Source organism: Bariatricus sp. HCP28S3_A4 (genome assembly GCF_052066395.1).
GTDB lineage: Bacteria > Bacillota > Clostridia > Lachnospirales > Lachnospiraceae > Allocoprococcus.
The window spans coordinates 31,580-50,897 of sequence record NZ_JBQHSE010000012.1 but is presented as its reverse complement, the minus strand read 5'-3'; the positions used below and the strand labels follow the sequence as shown (position 1 = coordinate 50,897).

General features: G+C 44.2%; 17 protein-coding genes, 2 pseudogenes and 1 riboswitch. Of the genes and pseudogenes, 6 read left to right on the top strand and 13 right to left on the bottom strand.

The genetic code is table 11. From position 1 onward, the window contains the following. Positions 1-9: 9 nt before the first annotated feature. Genes ACTNBF_RS08015 through ACTNBF_RS08005 form a run of 3 tightly spaced genes read right to left on the bottom strand, consistent with a single transcriptional unit; the run spans position 10 to position 2,717 of the window. Positions 10-870: a carbohydrate ABC transporter permease gene (locus ACTNBF_RS08015; protein ID WP_427806180.1), complete on the bottom strand. Its 861-nt coding sequence runs from the start codon at positions 868-870 to the stop codon at positions 10-12. Beyond that, entirely contained in the window at positions 870-1,742 is an 873-nt protein-coding gene (locus ACTNBF_RS08010; protein WP_427806181.1) for a carbohydrate ABC transporter permease, read from the bottom strand. The genes ACTNBF_RS08015 and ACTNBF_RS08010 overlap by 1 nt, the downstream gene beginning before the upstream one ends. A 15-nt stretch (positions 1,743-1,757) precedes the next feature. Further along, entirely contained in the window at positions 1,758-2,717 is a 960-nt protein-coding gene (locus ACTNBF_RS08005) for an ABC transporter substrate-binding protein (protein WP_441017409.1), read from the bottom strand. A gap of 45 nt (positions 2,718-2,762) precedes the next feature. Between ACTNBF_RS08005 and ACTNBF_RS08000 the strand changes: the two genes are divergently transcribed. Further along, a complete protein-coding gene (locus tag ACTNBF_RS08000) occupies positions 2,763-3,818 on the top strand; it encodes a LacI family DNA-binding transcriptional regulator (RefSeq protein ID WP_441089029.1) in 1,056 nt (351 codons plus the stop codon). Between the two features lie 64 nt (positions 3,819-3,882). Here ACTNBF_RS08000 and ACTNBF_RS07995 read toward each other — a convergent pair whose 3' ends face one another. The 5 genes and pseudogenes from ACTNBF_RS07995 to ACTNBF_RS07975 all read right to left on the bottom strand — a co-directional run bounded on the left by ACTNBF_RS07995 (position 3,883) and on the right by ACTNBF_RS07975 (position 9,189). Continuing rightward, positions 3,883-4,707 (bottom strand): deoxyribonuclease IV, encoded by an 825-nt coding sequence (locus tag ACTNBF_RS07995; RefSeq protein WP_441089028.1) that lies wholly within the window; start codon positions 4,705-4,707, stop codon positions 3,883-3,885. Positions 4,708-4,957: 250 nt separating this feature from the next. Beyond that, entirely contained in the window at positions 4,958-5,545 is a 588-nt protein-coding gene (locus tag ACTNBF_RS07990; protein WP_427806185.1) for a 50S ribosomal protein L25, read from the bottom strand. Between the two features lie 199 nt (positions 5,546-5,744). Continuing rightward, on the bottom strand, positions 5,745-5,870 hold the full coding sequence (locus ACTNBF_RS07985) for a hypothetical protein (protein ID WP_441089027.1): 126 nt from the start codon (positions 5,868-5,870) through the stop codon (positions 5,745-5,747). A 33-nt stretch (positions 5,871-5,903) separates the two neighbouring features. Further along, positions 5,904-7,458: pseudogene (locus ACTNBF_RS07980) on the bottom strand (AAA family ATPase). 258 nt (positions 7,459-7,716) lie between these two features. Next, the gene (locus ACTNBF_RS07975) at positions 7,717-9,189 is read right to left on the bottom strand and encodes an ABC transporter ATP-binding protein (RefSeq protein ID WP_441089026.1); all 1,473 of its coding nucleotides are present in this window, start codon (positions 9,187-9,189) and stop codon (positions 7,717-7,719) included. A 186-nt stretch (positions 9,190-9,375) separates the two neighbouring features. On the opposite strand from ACTNBF_RS07975, the gene ACTNBF_RS07970 reads away from it, so the two are divergent. Further along, complete coding sequence (locus ACTNBF_RS07970; protein ID WP_441089025.1) at positions 9,376-10,752, top strand: DUF4832 domain-containing protein; 1,377 nt, start codon at positions 9,376-9,378, stop codon at positions 10,750-10,752. Positions 10,753-10,849: 97 nt separating this feature from the next. Here the strand turns inward: ACTNBF_RS07970 and ACTNBF_RS07965 are convergent, their stop codons facing one another. From ACTNBF_RS07965 to ACTNBF_RS07945, 5 genes and pseudogenes are all read right to left on the bottom strand, one after another. Beyond that, positions 10,850-11,137 carry a hypothetical protein gene (locus ACTNBF_RS07965; protein ID WP_427806189.1) on the bottom strand — a complete coding sequence of 96 codons (288 nt, stop codon included), beginning with the start codon at positions 11,135-11,137 and terminating at the stop codon, positions 10,850-10,852. Between the two features lie 9 nt (positions 11,138-11,146). Continuing rightward, a complete protein-coding gene (locus ACTNBF_RS07960) occupies positions 11,147-12,424 on the bottom strand; it encodes a HipA domain-containing protein (RefSeq protein ID WP_441089024.1) in 1,278 nt (425 codons plus the stop codon). Between the two features lie 90 nt (positions 12,425-12,514). Continuing rightward, a complete protein-coding gene (locus tag ACTNBF_RS07955; RefSeq protein WP_441089023.1) occupies positions 12,515-13,600 on the bottom strand; it encodes a nucleotidyltransferase family protein in 1,086 nt (361 codons plus the stop codon). Further along, the gene (locus ACTNBF_RS07950; protein WP_441089050.1) at positions 13,578-14,138 is read right to left on the bottom strand and encodes a DUF234 domain-containing protein; all 561 of its coding nucleotides are present in this window, start codon (positions 14,136-14,138) and stop codon (positions 13,578-13,580) included. Before ACTNBF_RS07950 ends, ACTNBF_RS07955 begins: the two co-directional genes overlap by 23 nt. Before the next feature lie 207 nt (positions 14,139-14,345). Continuing rightward, positions 14,346-15,722: pseudogene (locus ACTNBF_RS07945) on the bottom strand (IS1634 family transposase); the annotation flags it as partial. 343 nt (positions 15,723-16,065) lie between these two features. Beyond that, positions 16,066-16,173: riboswitch (TPP riboswitch) on the top strand. A gap of 208 nt (positions 16,174-16,381) precedes the next feature. Between ACTNBF_RS07945 and thiS the strand changes: the two are divergent. Genes thiS through thiH form a run of 4 tightly spaced genes read left to right on the top strand, consistent with a single transcriptional unit; the run spans position 16,382 to position 19,297 of the window. Further along, the gene (gene thiS, locus ACTNBF_RS07940) at positions 16,382-16,585 is read left to right on the top strand and encodes a sulfur carrier protein ThiS (RefSeq protein ID WP_441089022.1); all 204 of its coding nucleotides are present in this window, start codon (positions 16,382-16,384) and stop codon (positions 16,583-16,585) included. Positions 16,586-16,591: 6 nt separating this feature from the next. Then, entirely contained in the window at positions 16,592-17,236 is a 645-nt protein-coding gene (gene thiF / locus ACTNBF_RS07935; protein ID WP_441089049.1) for a sulfur carrier protein ThiS adenylyltransferase ThiF, read from the top strand. Between the two features lie 30 nt (positions 17,237-17,266). Beyond that, complete coding sequence (locus ACTNBF_RS07930) at positions 17,267-18,043, top strand: thiazole synthase (protein WP_427820154.1); 777 nt, start codon at positions 17,267-17,269, stop codon at positions 18,041-18,043. 12 nt (positions 18,044-18,055) lie between these two features. Next, complete coding sequence (thiH, locus tag ACTNBF_RS07925; protein ID WP_441089021.1) at positions 18,056-19,297, top strand: 2-iminoacetate synthase ThiH; 1,242 nt, start codon at positions 18,056-18,058, stop codon at positions 19,295-19,297. Positions 19,298-19,318 lie beyond the last annotated feature (21 nt).

The window sequence follows — 19,318 nt, the reverse complement described above, 5'->3', positions numbered from 1 at the left end:
GCCATCCTTTTATTTTACTGCACCTGCTACCACTCCGCCGATAATCTGTTTCTGAAGGATAATATAAAGGACCAGAATCGGGATCACACAAAGCAGCAGTCCTGCCATAATTGTACCATAATCCGCAGAATAGGTTCCGTAAAAACTGTACGTTGAAAGCGGCAGCGTCAACAGCTTCTTATCTGTCAGAACCAGCGACGGCAGCAGGAAGTCATTCCAGAAAGCCATAGAATTCAGGATGACCATCGTGGAAATAATCGGCTTAAGAAGCGGGAGTACGACCTTAAAGAAGGTCTGTGAATGTGTACATCCGTCAATGTAAGCCGCTTCTTCCAGTGCAATCGGAATATTTCCTTTGATAAATCCGTGGAACATGAATACTGACATCGCCATTGAAAATCCTGTATGCAGGAAGATCAAGGTTGCCCGGTGATTCAGAATATTCAGTGTGCCTCCGTAAATACTAACCAACGGAATCATAAGTGCCTGGAACGGAATGATCATGGAAGCCACCATCAGGGCAAATGTAATTTTTGAGATCACATTGTTATTTCGAACGATATAATACGCAAGCATTGCCGCAAACAGCGTCACAAGCAGAGTTGCCGAAACCGTCACGATCAGCGAATTCTTGAATGCGTTCAAGAAATCCATCTGTGTAAATGCTTTTACAAAATTGTCAAATGACAGGCCTTTGATTGTAAACAACCATGAAAACGGGCTCTTGATAATGTCTCTCTTCTGTTTCAGAGAGTTGATCACTACCATCAAAAACGGGAACATGTACGCTGCAAAAATAATGATAAGTCCCAGCATCGCAAGCATATCTGCTGCTTTTTTCTTATTTCCTCCAACTTTTGTCTGCTTCATTATGCTTCTACCTCCTGCTTCTTCGTCAGGTATACCTGAATTCCACTGATACAAGCCACAATCACAAATAATATCAACGCTTCCGCCTGACCTACACCAAACTGTCTGGATGTAAATGCCTTCTCATACACGTGCATTGCCGCCATCTCTGTTGTTCCGTAAGGCGCGCCTGCTGTCAATGACAGGTTCACATCGTAAACCATAAATGCACGTGATAATGTCAGGAACAGGCAAATCGTAACCGATGACATCATAAGTGGCATGATAATACTTTTTAATTTCACAAATCCGGAAGCTCCATCAATCTGTGCCGCTTCCATCACGTCCTCACTGAGTCCCATAAATCCTGCCACATAGATCAGGATCATATATCCAGAAAGCTGCCAAACAGACACCAGCACCAACGCCGCAAACGCCTTGTCCGGATCTGACAGCCATGACACCTCGAACAATTTCCATCCGGTCGTCTCCCCAATACTTACGAATACTCTGGAAAATACAAACTGCCAGATATAACCAAGTACGATACCTCCGATCAGGTTTGGCGTAAAGAATCCGGCCCGGAAGAAATTCTGACCTTTCATTCCTCTGGTCAAAAGATACGCGATTCCAAAGGCGAGTACATTTACCAGCAATACCACCACAATCACATATTTGAAGGTCAGAAGCAGGGATGTCCAGAACTGACCGTCTCTCATCACTCCTGCGAAATTCTTAAGCCCCACAAAATTTTTAACCTTTGATACACCATTCCAGTCTGTCAGCGTAAGGTAAACACCATATACAAACGGAACAATCACAACTGCCACGAAGCAAAACAGCCCCGGTAACGCAAACATACAGAAATCTTTTCCTTTATTATTTGATTCCATAACTCCATCCCTTTCTTATTCCTGTTCATCCCAGTAATCTTGAATTGACTCAATCAGTTCTTCCCTGTCACTGCGGCCCGCGAGATATTTCTGCATTGCAGATCCCAGAATAGACCAGTGATCATTCATCACCTGTTTGGACGGAGAAGCCTGAATCCTGCAGTTCACGAAATCGTCCGGATCATTGTTCATAAAATACGGGAGGAAACCATATTCATCCTCAGTTTCCGCTCCGGCTTCCTCAAGATTCGGCCAAGCCCAGTTTCCGTTGAACCAGAAAGCCGTTTTTCCGTCTGCCAGGTCAATTGCCATCTCATCGTAGTCTGCTCCCAGCGGATCACCCTTTGCCACGTTATATTTCTTCAGGACATCGAACATATCCAGTAATTCATAAACGCGATCGTAAGATTCAACTTTCAAATCTCCGTTTTTCAATTCTTCAATTATCTTCGCCGCACCCTCAGAAGTGCCGTCATAGGTCTCATATATGTACTGGAGATGGTGTGCCCCCAGTGACCAGTCTTCCTTTGCAAGGGAAACAGGCTTTTCGATTCCCGCATCCACCAGTCTGTCGAGCAATCCAACAAACTCATCCAGAGTGGTAACGGATTTCGGATCGAATTCTTCTCCCAATGCACCTTCAATCACTTTCTTATTGTAGATCAGACCTCTTCCTTCAATACAAAGTGGGAAGCTGTATACTTTTCCGTTAATCCTTGTCAAATACTCTTCCGCTTCCGCAGTCCACGGTTCTTCTGTCAGATCCGCCGCTTTCTCCTCAGCAAGCGCAATCACATCTGTGGTATCCAGGATCGCCAGTGTAGGCGGATTTCCTGAGTTATAAAGGCTGACCATCTTCGTATAGGGTGAATCTCCGTCCGTTACCGGCATAACCTCCACATGAACTCCGGATTTCTCTTCAAAAGCCGCTCCCATCTTCTCCAGTGCTACCTGAATCTCCGCTTTCGTATTCAAAAGCGTGATCTCAGTACCCTCAAGAGAGGAGAAAAGGAGGAGGTTATGGGAACCAAGAAAAACGTAACCTTCAGTGACATTGCGGAATATACCCATTTTTCCAAAACAACGATTTCCCGTTATTTCAATAATCCGGATTCGCTCACTCTGGAAAATCAGCAGATTATCGCCGATGCGCTGGAGAAACTGAATTATAAAGAGAATAAAGTAGCCCGAATTCTCGCGAACGGCAAGACAGAATTCATCGGCGTGATCGTACCGGATCTATACCACCACTATTATTCTGAAATGTTGAATCAGATACTCGCTTCATACGAAAAATTCGGTTACAAATTCCTTGTGTTTATCGGGAACGAACACGAAGAGACAGAACGCTGCTATATTCAGGAACTGATGGCATACAAGATCGAAGGTCTGATTATCATGAGCCATACTATTCCCTCACGGGAACTCGCTTCCCTTCAGATTCCTGTTGTAACCATCGAGAGAGAGGATGAGTTTGTCTCAAGTGTAAACACCGACAACTACATGGGTGGCTATCAGGCCACCAGCCTGCTTGCCTGGCACAAATGTGACATACTGATCCACATCAATTCCCCAACTGCAAAGTCCGTTCCGTCCTACGGGCGACTACAGGGATTTCTGGATCTATGCGAAGAGAGACAGTTGAATTACAAGACATATGTCCGGGAAATGGGACACAGCTTCGAAAGTACTTACGATGTACTGTTTTCGATTGTCGAAGAACTTGAGCAAGAGTACCAGGGCATGAAAAAAGGTATCTTTATTTCAAATGATACCCATGCAAATGTACTTCTGAATATTCTGTTCCGGAAATACGGATTCTTGCCGGATGACTATCTGATCATCGGTTTTGACAATTCTCCGATTTCAAGAGAAGCTGTCATGCCAATCAGTACCATCGGCCAGCAGATCAACACCATCGCAGGTGAGGCTGTCAGCCTTTTAGTCGATCAGATGACTGAACGTAAAAAACGCCGTCCACACCTGCAGGAAAAACCGGTTCATAAGATTATTGCACCGATTCTTTTGCGTCGCGAAACTACGGAAAAAGAGTCCGGCTACGCTGAGGCTTTTTGATCTGTGCAATCGGAGAAAGAGCAAGTTATAGAGTGACTAGAGGGGATGAGTTCGCAGTCCCCCTCTATATCATCTCTTTCAACATTTTTATCTCATCTCTATGTCCTGCATCATCCAGCGGTGTTTCCAGATAGAAAGGCAAATCTTTCAGTGCCGGATGTCTCAGTACATTCAACAAAGGTTCCAGTCCAATCTCACCGTTCCCGATCGTTGCATGCCGATCCTTATGCGATTCAAACGGCGTCATACTGTCATTAAGATGAATCGCCCGCAGCAGATCCAGCCCCAGAACTTTATCGAATTCTTCCAGCACACCGTCCAGATTCTTCACGATATCATATCCTGCCGCAAATACATGGCAGGTATCCAGACAGATTCCGATCCGTTCCGGATGATCCACCCCATCTCTGATTGCTTTCAGATGTTCAAATCGATCGCCTATTTCTGTCCCCTTTCCGGTCATCGTCTCCAGAAGCACTGTAATCTTCTCTTTCCCGGTAATCGCCTGATTCAGCCCTGCGATAATATTTTGAATACCGGCCTCCACTCCGATCCCGGTATGGCTTCCCGGATGGAATACCATATTCTCGATTCCAAGTGCATCCATTCTGGCAACATCCTCGCGGATCACGGTGCATGCGAATTCATAAACCTCCGGCTTTGGGCTGGCAAGATTCATCGTATACGGAGCATGTGCAAGAACAGGTCCAAAGTTATTCTCTCTTCGGATTCGTTGAAATTCTGATACTTCTTTCTCCGACGGCACTTTAAAATTCGATCCCCTCGGATTCCGGCTGAAAATCTGCATGGTCTTTGCTTCCATTTTCACTACATTTTTTGCCGTCTTCTCCAGTCCTCCGGCAATGGACATATGCGTTCCTATAATCATCTTTTTTCTCTCTTTCCTGCATATGGTTTTGTATTTCATTCATTCAGTATTTCTATCTTACAGTCCAGTTATTTTCGAGACGCTATATTAATATTATACCAAATGTTCTGTCTACTGCCTATAACGGTTTCATCCAATTATTAAAATCGATGTTTTACATTATACAAAAATGCCCTTATCCAAGCAAACATACTCATACTTGAATAAAGGCATTCTCACAGTTCAGTTAAAACTCTCTTTTAAACTCCGCCTAAGCTTCTTCCACTGTTTCCTCTTCTGTATCATCAACTGCCGCATTGTGTGCTTCCAGAACGGTGACCACTGTCATCTCCAGATCCGTCATCAGATCAATATCTTTATTCGATGCAATCGGCAGATCTTTCACTTTCACAGACTCACCCGGTTTCATATTTGCCACGTCAATCTCGACCTTCTCGACAAGTGCTTCCGGAACTGCCTTATATGCGATTTCAGTCAATACCGGTTCCAGTACACCTTCCATGACCATCTCGTGGTTCAACAGAACAACTTCTGCAACCGAATGAACTTTCTCTCCACTTACCAATGCCTGAAAATCCACTTCATCCACCTGTTTCTTCAAGGTGTTGTAATCTACTTCTTTGATCAGTACATGCATCTTCTGTCCATCCACATCCAGGACGATCTGGCTTCCTTTGTTTTTCGTCTTAAGGAGCTTATCTACCTCTGCTTTCTCCATTTTGACTGGTATAGATCCTTCAATTTCTTTTCCAAAAATGTTTCCGGTAACAAATCCTTCCCGTCTAAGCTTTTTTGCTTTCGTTTCCATGTCTCTTTTTTCAGCTTTCAAAGTATTCATTTATCTTTTCCTCCTACAGAACTGATTGCTTAGCGGCCTTTCTTCATACTCTCTTACAAATACAGGTCAGTTAAGTATTTCCTTGTTACACGTGTATTATAACACGCATCCATCGGAAAAGATGCATAAATATCGATTTATTTTGCATGTTTTTCTCGCGTTTTTGCACAATTTCTAATCAAAGCAGTTACTTAAATCTCTATCCACAATCAAATGCAGTTCGTGAAGTGCTCTCGTAAGTGCCACTAACCATGAAGTAACAATCTGTCAGGATCTGTTTCAGTACATAATAGATCATTTCCCCGAAGTCCTGTGCCGATTCCATCCCTACCAGCGTATATATTAACAGCTTATACTGTTAATTCTGTACTTTTACACTCATTACCTTACATTTCTTCTTATAACATGCAATGCCGAATTTATAAATCGTATGATATCCCTCTTCTCTCAGTTCTGTATCATATTTTTCTTTCTCAATCTGTGCCAGTGCTTCCCGACAAGCAGTTTCAAGTCTGGAATTCCCGGCATATTTGACTTCAATGACAATCCCAATCTCTTTACTTTCAATTTTTACAATAATATCACCATAGCCGTTGCCTGTCTGAAGTGCATCGCAAAATGCACTTAATAATTCGCCATCCCGCCCTGCTTCTTTCCGAAACATATTCATAATCTGACTGGTGAAAATATTCCGTATCTCCATATTGGGAATCGCAAGCTGCATTCTGTTCCCGTCCGGCTTCCCGCGCTGTGTCAAATATCCCGTTGCAAAAAGGACACTCCAAATATGTTCGATGGAATCATACAGCTGGTTGTACGTCAGTTGCTCGCAAATCTCCTTCGTCACCGTTTTCCCGGCAACCAGCGCTTCAATTTCACTTTTAGTAAGTCCATTTCCTGTCTTCTCTATAAAATGCCTGACAACGTCGTTGCTGCTCGTATTGGACCAGTAATCCCTGGGTTCTATCCTCGGATCATCCGTCAGCTCATCACAGTAACTGATTACATCCCAGGGACAGTATACATCAACATTTCCAAAATGATATCCGTCATACCATTCTTTCATGGCATGATACTTTTCTTCAAGGTCATAGTATTTCAACATTTCTTTTACTTCATCGTCAGTAAATCCAAAATACTCATCAAACCGGGCTGTTGTTATGGAAAGATTTTTAGGATTATTCAGTCCTGTAAAAATACTTTCCTTCGCCACCCGAAGGCAACCTGTCAGCACTGCAAAATACAATGCTTCATTCGTTTTCAGCGCCTGTTCGAACATATTTCGGATCAGCGTTACCATCTGATCATAATAACCTTGATCATTCGCTTTGGCCAGCGGAACATCATACTCATCGATCAAAATGATTACTTTTCTCTGATAATGCTTATTCAACAAATCCGACAGTATTCTCAGGCTGCTCATGAGGACAGAATCAGACATGAGAAACAGCTCCTGATTCGTCTCATCCACTGTTGTCAACTGATTATACAGTTTTTTCTCTTTTTCGGTAAACCTCTCGCTTTCTGTAAGGAATTGAAATCTTAATGCCTCGCTTCCAACAGGGGCATACCACTGACCGAGCCGATGCATAGTCAGCGCCGTTCACCCCTTTAAGCGTAATAGACACAACCGGGAATTTCCCCATATATTTCTCGCAAAGTTCCTGTTCTTCTGCTATGGCAAGTCCTTCAAAAAGAGCTTTATCACATCCGATTTCCAGAAATGCTTTCAGCATGCTCATATCCAGCGACTTACCAAATCGTCTGGGTCTGGTAAATAAATTCACTTCACCCCATTTGCACAACAGGTCCCGAATCATCGCCGTTTTATCAACATAGTAGAACCCTTCTGTCCGGATTTTTTCAAAGCTTTCTATCCCGACCGGAAGCTTCAAAAGTCCTCTGTCCGTCATCAGTCCGCTCCTTTCCCTAAACTACACTTCATTCACTGTTATCTTATTGTAACAATAGCTGACGCGGTTTTCAAGAGGACACTTGATTCCCGCTTTTCTTCCTGCCTTTCTTCGCCGGATTATCCATCATCATCAAGTGTAGCCTGCACGAAACAAACGGATTCTATTCGGCTAGATCAGAGTATTTCTACCGTCCCAGTATTCCTTTGCATTAGCATTATGCAAGTCGTGGTCAGGGCGTTCTTTACGTCAGTAACCTCACGTCGATATTTCCATTCTCTTTACTCCGCCATTCTCAATATGGATCCGATAATCGCAAATCTTAAGTGCCGCCTTCCTGTGCGTCACGATCAAACAGGTCTTCTCCTTCAGCGACGCAATATTCCCAAGCAGCTTTGCCTCCGTCTCTTCGTCCAGCGCACTGGTGCTTTCATCCAGTAACAGGATCGGTGCCCGGCTAAGCAAAGCCCTCGCCACGGCTACACGCTGAGCCTGACCTTCCGACAATCCGATTCCCCGTTCTCCAATGACCGTATCCAGTCCGGCATCACTTTTCACAATCAACCGTTCGATACAGGCCGCTTTTGCTGCCTGCAGGATCTCTTCATCGGTGGCGTCATCCGTAAACATGGTAAAATTCTCCCGAAGTGTTCCGGAAAATAGTGTATTTCCCTGAGGAACATAAGCAAAGAGCGATCTCATCCTGCGGGACGGCATCTCCTCTGTCCCATTATCAAAGCAGAAGCCCAACTGCCCACTACTTGGCTGATAAATTCCCAAAAGGAGCTGAAACAGTGTGCTCTTGCCTCCACCCGAAATACCTGTCACAGCAACAAAATCGCCTTTTCCGATGCGGATATTCACCTGTCCCAGCACAGGCTGCCTGTCTTTTCCATAGGAAAAGCACAGATTACGCATCTGTATTGCCGAAAAATCTTTGTAAAGTTCTCTTCCGTCTGCACAAACACCATTCTCCTCTTCCGGAAGCTCCAGGATCTCTTTCAATCGCTCCGCGGAACTGATGGTTCCATAGACCTGACCGGCTACTCCTGCGGCACTTGCGATCGGCTTTTGAATCTGCCCCACCAGCTGGATGATCGCCGCCAGCATTCCGTATGTCAGATTTCCCCTGTAAATGCCAAAGCCGCCCCAGAGCATACAAAACAGCCACCCAAACTGGAAAATCAGATTGATACTGTTGTTCATATACACAGAAAAAGCGCCCTTTCGCATCTGTGCTTCCTGAAAATGCTGCTGCCGTACATCCATCTGGTACTCTATCCGCTTTTCAGAGCCACTCGCCTTGATCAGTCGCAGATTCTCCAAAGTTTCCTGCAGCATCGCATGCAGCTGTCCTTCTTTTTCCTGTACTTCTTTATGCCTTTGCTTCATGGGTTTCCTGAACAGGATCAATAGCAGAAGTCCCAGCATTCCTCCCAGAACCAGCACCACCACAAATCTCCAGTCCATGGCGATCAAAATAGCCGCGGCTCCGAGAAAGCTCACGCCCATGCCGACCACCCCCGGCACGATCTCCACGATGCCGTTTTTGACAACATTTACATCCGAGAACATGCGATTGACCAATTCCCCACTGTGGTAGCCATTCAATCCCGCATACTGTTTCCCCAACAGGCTCTTCAGAATCATAGACCGCATTTCTTTTAAAAGAAGCGCATTCGTCTTCGTATTCAGCAGTCCCAAACCTAAGGAAAGGCACCGGATCATCATGGCGTATCTTTATGTTTGAACAAGAGTTTGACATCCTTCTTATCGTCTGTTAGAGTAAATTTAAAATAAGACGTAGCTATTCGTACGGCGGTTCGAATTGCTGCAAGAAAGCTTTTAGGAAACGGAGCACATACAATGAAATTCATGAATGCTTTTTCTTTCAGATTATGGATACTGGTCTTTCTTTTGTTAGGAATCATAATTGCCTATCTGTTGACCTCCTATGCAAACCGCATCACTTATATGGCAGAAGCTTTTGCCGAAAGCAGCGAGCCGCTTGCCAATCCTTACCGGGGCTTTTACCACATCATCGGCTATACCTTGTCCGATGAATATACATCTGCAAATGCTTCTTATCAGACGGATTCTTACACAGCTTCTCTGGCGCTGCTGGAAATCAATCTGAAAAATTACCGTAAAACCGAAATAAGTGAAACCGGACTCGCACAATTCAATGACATTCTGGAAGCCTGGTCACAAGCCCCTTCCAATCCAAAACTGATCCTCCGTTTTCTTTATGACTGGGATGGCATCGCAGCGGTTACCGAACCGGATTCACTGGATCGGATTCTGACACATATGGATCAGATCAGTCCACTGGTCAATCAGCATCAGGATCTGATTTACATCATACAAGGGATATTCATAGGAAACTGGGGCGAAATGCATCATTCGCGTTTTATGGATGGCGCTTCCGTAGGCACACTCATCCGCCACTTAAATGCTGTCATCGCACCTTCCATCTACCTTTCCGTCCGCACGCCCGCGCAGTGGAGAATGATCAACGATGTGTATGATGTCCCCTCGAACTTCCCGGCATTTGGAACAGATGACTCTCTGATGGGAAGACTTGGTCTTTTCAATGACGGGATGCTTGGTTCCGAATCTGACCTTGGCACATACGGATCGACCGCAAGACGCGATGCCGGTTCTCCGGCTTACCAGGGCACACGAACAGAAGAACTGGAATTCCAGAATCGCTTATGCCGGTATGTGCCAAACGGCGGCGAAGTCATTTACCAAAGCACACTGAGCAATCTGAACACCTCCGTGTCCGCACTTCAGGCCATGCATGTCTCATACCTGAATGCCGATTACGACAGCCGCGTTCTGGATAAATGGAGAAATACTCTCTGGACCGAAAAGGATGCTTTTCGTGGGTGCGACGGATACTACTATGTGCAGGAACATCTCGGATATCGCTACCTGATCCAATCCTGCAAACTCAGGCAATCCGGAGTACTAAGACAGAATTTATCCCTCACGCTGACCCTGCAGAACGTCGGATTTGCCAACACACTGAAACCATTTCTAACTTCGATTGTACTAAAAAATGCAGAAACCGGAGAATGTATCAGCGTTCCATTCGGTGCAGATCTTCGAAAGCTCTGCAGCGGGCAAAAAAAATCTTTCACAGTGAAACTTCCTGTGAAAGATCTGAAACACGGCAGATATCAAATTTATTTTTCTGTAACAGATGAAACAAGCGGTGAAATGATTCTGCTGGGGAATAAGAATGAAGCTACAGATGATGGGTATCTGTTAGGGCAGTTGGAGAAGTAAGGCATTTCACCAACTGCCCTCGCTTCCTCCGCTTCTGCCTTCAGTGGAAGCAAGCGAAAATCTGCCGATTACCGAAATTCACTGATTAGCAAAATAATTAATACTCCCTGGTACTCTTATTTACGAACGGTCTATATTCCTCCGCAATCTTTATTCCTTTAATGAACTCACATGCTTGTTCATAATAATAATTTACTGCTGTCTGAAATACATTTTCTCTTTTTCCCGCAAGAATATCTTCGCTAAACACAATCTCCTGATGATATGGCACCTGATTGTCTGCAAATGCTATATAATTCTTCTGATTTTCCAAATCAACTACTAATTGAGGTGTATCACCAATCGTAAGAATATTTCCATCTCTCTTAACGTTAATTTTATTCACATTACCACCTTACCAATACTTCTCTTTTTTCCAGATTTTCTTTCCTTGCTGAAATAATTTCAAATACTCTACTTTTTGAACAATCGTCTGTGCAATCTTTTCTGCTCTGTCTGACGGCATATTAGTATATTTTTCCAACAACTCACAAACTTCCACAGAAAAGCCATCCAACATATCTAAATCAATAAGCTTCTTATTTTCTACATATCGAAGCAGATCAACTTCTTTCTGACAAAAAGATGTCACTCTGATATTCAACAAATTATCTTTTGTAGGAATAATATCATTATTGTAAAACAAGGCATTTCCAGTGTCAAATATAGGTGCCATTGCAACAAGCTTTCTCTCTCTTGAATCATACAAAAATCCAAAATTATTAAAATGTCTGTCTGTATTCGTCAAGATAAAGTCTATAAGAATCGTATATTCCAATTGTTCACGTACTACCTTCTCGTCCATTCCCATCTTAACTGCCTGATGAATCATAGCTTCATATGAAGACATTTCATTCGGTATCTTATAATTTCTAACTAACTGATACGCTGACACGAATTCCAACTTTGAAGATGTAAACAACGGACTCAACGAACAGGAAATCTCCTGCTCATCGATTTTTGCTGTTTCAATCTGATAAGGCACATAATTCTTCCATCCTAATCGTTCATGTAAATGACTGGCAATCAGTTCATTCACAGATTGCTGTCCATAATCATTGGCATTTATTTTTATTAAATATCTGATACCATCTCTAATAACCCATTTCTTTTTCATTTCCCCTGTAACCGATGAGGACGGAGAAAATCTTGAAATCTCAGCATCAACATCGATTTTCTCAGAATCCGTCAGAAGCGAACCAAGGTCGTCTGAAAATGTATTATCATAAAAATTCAATTTTTTCCAGTAAAGCTCTTTTCCCAGAGGCTGCATCCAATAATGATCCGTAAGACTAAGCCCATATCCAGATAACATCAAAGCCAGACTGGATTGTTCCTTCAGATAATTCAACACCTGTTGAATCCCTCTTCTGGAATCTGGAATTGCCCTTGATCTCCACCAGGTTACAATACTATTGTGATTATCCGCACTGCACCCAACAGGTAATTCTTCCGGTAAATAGATTGCCAGTACCTGCTCTATTTCTCCCGAATTCAAATTAATTCGTACCATGCCCACATCCAAATCTTTATGCTTTAACACAAAAAGATTGTTTGGAATAATATCGGAATTGATAACAATCACCTTCCTTCCTCTACTATGACGAATGCATCGGAATCCATTCTTATCCACACACTCAACCATCCAGCTATGCATTACCATTATATCAGAATAAATGCCCAAGTCCAAGGGTATGGTGAGAATTGATACTTGACTTCATTACTACTCTTCGTATGATGTAAGGCGTTTCACCAACGTCCCTCGCTCTCCTGCTTTCTTCATGATCGCAGAGACAGGTGCACGATTCAGTTTCTTATTATTTCTCAGGAAACGCACCAGTGTAGCAACCCACAGAACCGGCCAGAAGACTGCTATTCTCCCCGCCTTTGGGAAATTAATATGCATCTGATGATGGAATTCTCTCACATAAGCCGCCAGCGAATTTCCTTCCATGCCTACCATACGTTCTGCTTCACTGTAGCCGAATTCTCCTGCATCCAAGATGTCTCTCAGCAATGCGTCCGTCACGTCCTGCTCTGCCGGATGCTCCGCCGGAACCGGACTCTTCTTTGGATTCAATCCAAGATATCTCACGCATATAGCCGTTATCGCTTTTGCAAATTCTGCCGTACCGCTCTCGCAGGCCATTTCCCAGAAATCTCTCCGCGCTTTTTCCTCATCACAGTTTTCCCACAAGACAACCCAGTCACAGAGATTGCGAAGCCCAAATCCACTCCCGACAAAATGCTGCAGCATATGGATCAGCAGATAAAATCCCTGCCATGCCGTCTCATATGCATACATCTGTAATCCCTGCCATTCTACAAGGTGGACGTGCTGAACACTTTCTTTCTGACACCTTTCCAGATATTGATTCAAATGCTTTTCCTTAAAAGCTTCCGCCCACGTTGTGTGAAGCTCTACCACTTCATTCTTCCCGGAAACCAGAACGATATGATGGTTCGCATGCCATTTGCCGAAAGATGCGAAACCATTGTCTTTCAGAATCCGGACTGCCTTCCCGACATCATTTGCACTTGCTATAAACAGATCCAGATCGGTTGTCTTCCGGTATTCCGGAACCGGGTAAAATCTTGCAACCGCACTGCCTTTCATTGTGACAGCAATAATTCCCGCTTTCTCCAAAAGCGCGGTGAGTCTGGAATTCAATACCTGTAATTGAATTCCTTTGTGCACAGTTTTCGCTGTTTTAAACTGCACAGCAAACCTCGGTTCTTCCGGAATCCTGTCCATCTCCAATACATTCTCAAGCAGTGACAGCACTTCATGACGGTCTGCATAAGCCACAAGTTGCTGCCATTATCAATTCTTGTGTAAATCCTCCCCTGGAGAAGATATAGTAATGAAATGTTCCATTCTTGCGAAATACCGAAGCATATCTGCGAATCAGTTCCAATTCCCCGATCCCAGTTTTCTCATTTCGATACTTGCAGGAACCTATCAGATACTCATTTCCTTCCACCGGCGTTCCAACAATATCGATTTGAATTTCTTTTCTGGTTTTTGCATCTGTTCCCCACCACTGTCCAACATTGCTTAACAAAACAGGAAGATTGGATGCATAGCGAAGCAGATATTCTCGACACATTTTTTCAAAGACCAGCCCCATATAATCCGGATAATACCGTTTTACCGCCTGCTCATAAACCTGCTGCATACGTCCTGCACTGATTAGAGACATATTCCTCGGAACAAAACGGTACCAGAAACGGAAGAAATTATCATCAATGCCATAAACTGTTTTCTTTCCAGGCTTTTCTGTAATAGGAGTTTCTTTCTTCAAAAGGCCCAAATCCAACAATACCTTCAAATATTTTGCACACACACCGGATTCAAGTCCTACTTTTGTAGAAATTTCATTTGAACGACTGGCACCGCCAGCAATAGCAGCAATGACTGAATTATAGATTGCCGGCTCCCGCAACTCTTGTTTTAATAAATTTTCCGGCTCTTCAAACAGATAACTGGAGATATTGAACAAATTTTCCAATAGTGCTTCATCTAAATTTTTTTCTACATCAAGCTTGTTGATATAGTGAGGAATACCACCGGTCACACCATATAAAAGTGCCTGATCCTCTGTCGACAGATCCGGATAACATGCTGTAATCTCACGGTAAGGCAGTGCCTGTATCTTAAACTGTGCCGTTTGGTGTCCGTAAAGAGGACTTTCATACCCCAGCACCTGATACTCCATAAAACTCTTGGATGAACCACACAGAATCAAATATAGCTGTCCGTCCTGCCACTGATGGTCAATAATATGCTGAAGGCGTGATGAAAATGATTTCTCAGCCTTTGCCAAATATGGGTACTCATCAATAACAAACACCATACGTTTATGCGATGACATTGTTGTGATTTCTTCCAAGGCATCCTCATAACAATACCGTTCTTTTCCATCGGATGGGTATAGCTGTCTTTTTACGGTAATGCCGCTGACTTTATAATCACGGATGCTATAGGCACGGTTCTCTTCGAAAGTCCCTTTTACTTCAAGAACCAGGCTTTTTACAAGTTCCTTCATGCCTTTCATCATGATCACGAACTCATAACCACATTTGTCCATGTATCGAATATTTTCTTTGCTGAAATATCCTCTGTCAAGTATGAATCCGACATGTTTGTAGCCGTATCCGTTTGCTTTTTCCAGCATCAGCTGAAGCTGTGAGATATCGACGATGCTTCCGGGATATTCCTCATAAAAAAGCGGCTCTGAATTATTGTGGTCATAAGCAATAGAATAGTTGAGCACCGGCAGACCCTTGTCATCTTTTGCATGGCCGTATTCTACAAAATCGATGTCTCCGGCCTGGCAATTCTTATTGGTTGAATCATAGGAAATATAGATCTTTTCTCTGTGATCACGGGACTGGTTCCACTCGTTTTGAAAAGCGATACTCTGGTCTCTTGTGATACTGTTAATAAAATCAGAGACCTTTGAATCGCTGTATATTTTCATTCCTTTTGTAAAAAGAGGATGATTATACGCGTAATCCGGATAATACTGTCCGGCATTATTTTCTGCTATGATCGAATAGGCAATCAGATCCAGAAACAAACCGCTGTCACGGCCGATCAGTCTGCCGATGATCTCATCCAGATGATATTCAGCAATGATACGACGCAGTACAAGGAATGCCCCGATCCGAAGGCAGCCACTGCGGCAGGCAGTATCTTTTATTTCCGGAAGCTCCGTGTCCGGAAAATATTTCAGGAAATTTGTATTCGGATACATCATATCCGAATTACCATCCGTGCATTTACCTATGGTTGTGTTGATCGGCACCGTGTATTTTTTGCCAGGGTCGTATCTTCGGCCATAGGAATAGTAAATATAAGTAACACCCTTGATTGTTTTTCTTGAAATTCCGGACGTGGAATCCGGTATTTTTACCTTGTAATCCAGTTACATACGCCCTCCTATAGAGAGTTAATTAACTCTCTATAACAATAGCACATTTACCTGGGAAATGTAAGAAATACAGCCAGTTTTTAGCTTAAAATCAAGGTTTTTGAAAATTTCTAACCCTGTTCTCAGAAACGAGAGTTAATTATCAAGGAAGTTCAGATTCAAGCAATATATAATATTAGTAACAGTTCAGCCATGAGAGAGAGCCTTAGCTACATATGCAGCGAGAAAGACTGCGAAGCAGTCGGCTCGAGCTTTATGGCTGAACTGTTACTAATATTATCTTTTTTATTTAATCTATTCTTGACAATCCTTTTACATGTCTTTATACTGAATCTTGTAAATTGATCCGGGGAGCTTGTGCGCCAGGCTGAGAGGAAGTTCAGAACTTCGACCCGCATACCTGATTTGGATAATGCCAACGTAGGAACAAACGCAAAAGAGCTAAGATCGCGGGAGAAGCCTATGGCATCTCCCGTTTTTTCATGCAATCATTCAAACCGGCAATTTACATTTTACAAATATATACAGGGAACAATTGAGATTGAACCGGCATTATGAGTTCATGAAGGGGTGCACCACCACGGGTACATTTCTTTGTGGACTTCTTTTTTTGCAGAATTGACCTTGATTGTTCAGAAAGGAGGATTGCATTCATGATTCAGATCACAGTCAACGATTCTAAAGTAGAACTCGAGAATCCGGTCACCGTCACGGAATTCTTAACATCGCGTAATTACACACTGACCCGAATCGCAGTGGAATTAAACGGCGCCATTCTTCCAAAATCTGCCTATTCCACCACAACACTCACGGAAGCAGATACCATGGAAGTTGTAACTTTTGTAGGAGGAGGCTAGATGAGAATGCCAAACAATATCATAACGAAAGAAGCCATCCAGGAAGCTTTAGTAATACGCCATTCTGAAGAAGTGCAGAAGCGCCTTGAGGCGGGCCGCGTTGCCATCGCAGGGCTCGGCGGTCTGGGTTCCAATGTGGCATTTGCCCTGACGCGTATCGGTGTCGGGCATCTTCATCTCGTCGATTTTGACGTTGTGGACCTGACCAACTTAAACCGACAGCAATATTTTCTGGAGCATGTCGGAATGCCGAAAACAGAGGCTTTGAAATCCGAGCTTCTGCGCATCAATCCTTATCTTGATATCGTAACCGATCAGGTACGTGTGACCGAAGAAAATATTGAGATGCTTTTTAATAATGAAGACATTATCTGCGAAGCATTTGATGTGCCGGAATGCAAGGCCATGCTGGTAAATGGCGTTCTGGAGCATTTTCCGGAGAAAAAACTGGTATCGGCTTCCGGAATGGCGGGGTTTGAGAGCAGTAATCTGATCCATACCCGGCGGGTCCTGCCGAACTTCTATCTCTGCGGAGATGAGGTCACCGAGCCTGCCTACGCGAGGGGGTTAATGGCTCCCCGGGTTGCAATCTGCGCGGCCCATGAAGCAAATATGATCACGCGCCTGTTACTTGGCGAAGAATGTGTATAAGAAGAAGCAAAACAGAAAGAAGGAAACCTTATGAGTAAGACAAATGACAAATTTATCCTCGGAGGACATGAATTCACCTCCCGTTTTATCCTCGGCTCCGGCAAATTTTCGCTGGACCTTGTAAAAGCATGTATTGAGAAGGCGGATGCTCAGATCATTACGCTTGCGCTGCGCCGTGCAAATGAGGGCGGTCTCGCCAATATCCTGGACTATATCCCGGATACCGTTACCCTCCTTCCGAACACCTCCGGCGCCAGAACTGCGGACGAAGCAGTCCGGATTGCCCGCCTTTCCCGCGAAGTGTGCGGAAGTGATTTTGTTAAAATTGAAGTGGTACATGACTCCAAATATCTGCTGCCGGACAATTATGAGACTATCAAGGCGACAGAGATTCTCGCAAAAGAAGGTTTTGTCGTAATGCCGTATATGTATCCGGATCTGAATGCCGCACGTGATCTTGCAAATGCAGGTGCTGCCTGTATCATGCCGCTTGGTTCTCCGATCGGCTCCAACAAGGGTCTTTGTACCAGAGAATTTATTCAGATCCTGATCAACGAAATCGATCTTCCGATCATTGTCGATGCCGGAATCGGCCGTCCTTCCCAGGCCTGCGAAGCGATGGAAATGGGTGCTGCTGCCGTCATGGCAAATACCGCGATTGCTACTGCAGGGGATGTACCAGCCATGGCTGAGGCCTTCAAGAAGGCAATCGAAGCGGGCCGAAGCGCTTATCTTTCCGGCATGGGAAGAACACTCGACAAAGGTGCCAGCGCATCTTCACCGCTGACCGGTTATCTTCAGGATTAGGAGGTGCGATTTATGAGTCAGGATACCATAACAGAGAATTCTTCCAAAGAGCACTGGAACGAGAGTATCGTAAATGAAGTGATTCTGGAGGATTTAAAGCAAAACCGAATCGACCACATGACGTATCTGCCGGGAATGGAGGATCCGCATTCCGATATCATGGACAAAGTCATTGATGCCATGAACCATTATGATTACGAGAAATATACGGAAGCTGACGTGCGCCGCGCCCTTGCCCATGACAACCGGACTCCGGAGGATTTCGCAGCGCTTCTTTCTCCTGCCGCCCTCCCGCTCCTTGAGGAGATCGCGCAGGAGGCACGACGGGAGACACGGAAGCATTTCGGCAACAGTGTTTACATGTTCACACCGCTCTATATTGCCAATTACTGTGAAAATTATTGTATTTACTGCGGTTTTAATTGCCATAACAAGATCAATCGTGCTATGCTTAACCCAGAACAGATCGAAAAAGAAATGAAAGCCATCGCCGAAACCGGACTTCAGGAGATTCTGATCCTGACCGGTGAAAGCCGTGCCAAATCCGATGTAAAATACATTGGTGAGGCCTGCAAGATCGCCCGGAAATACTTCCGAGTCATCGGCCTTGAGGTGTATCCGATGAACTCGGACGAATATGCTTATCTCCACGAATGCGGAGCGGACTACGTAACTGTTTTCCAGGAAACTTATAATTCCGATAAGTATGAGACGCTACATCTTGCCGGGCACAAACGTATTTTCCCATATCGTCTGAACGCACAGGAACGTGCTCTGATGGGCGGAATGCGCGGTGTCGGCTTCGGTGCCCTTCTGGGACTGGATGATTTCCGCAAAGATGCATTTGCCACAGGCTATCACGCCTACCTGCTTCAGCGGAAATACCCACACGCCGAGATCGCATTTTCCTGCCCTCGGCTCCGCCCGATCATCAACAATGACCGGATCAATCCGATGGATGTTCACGAGCCCCAGCTTCTTCAGGTTGTGTGCGCTTACCGTTTGTTCATGCCATTTGCCAGCATCACAGTCTCCACTCGTGAGTGCGCAAGAGTGCGTGATAATATGGTAAATATTGCCGCAACGAAGATTTCCGCCGGCGTCAGCACCGGTATCGGGGAACACGCGGATGATATTGAAGAAAAGGGAGATGATCAGTTCGAAATCTCTGATGACCGGTCTGTCAAAGAAGTTTATGACGCGCTTCTGGCGCATGACCTTCAGCCTGTTATGAATGATTATATTTATGTATAGCAACTGCAAATGAGCTTTCCT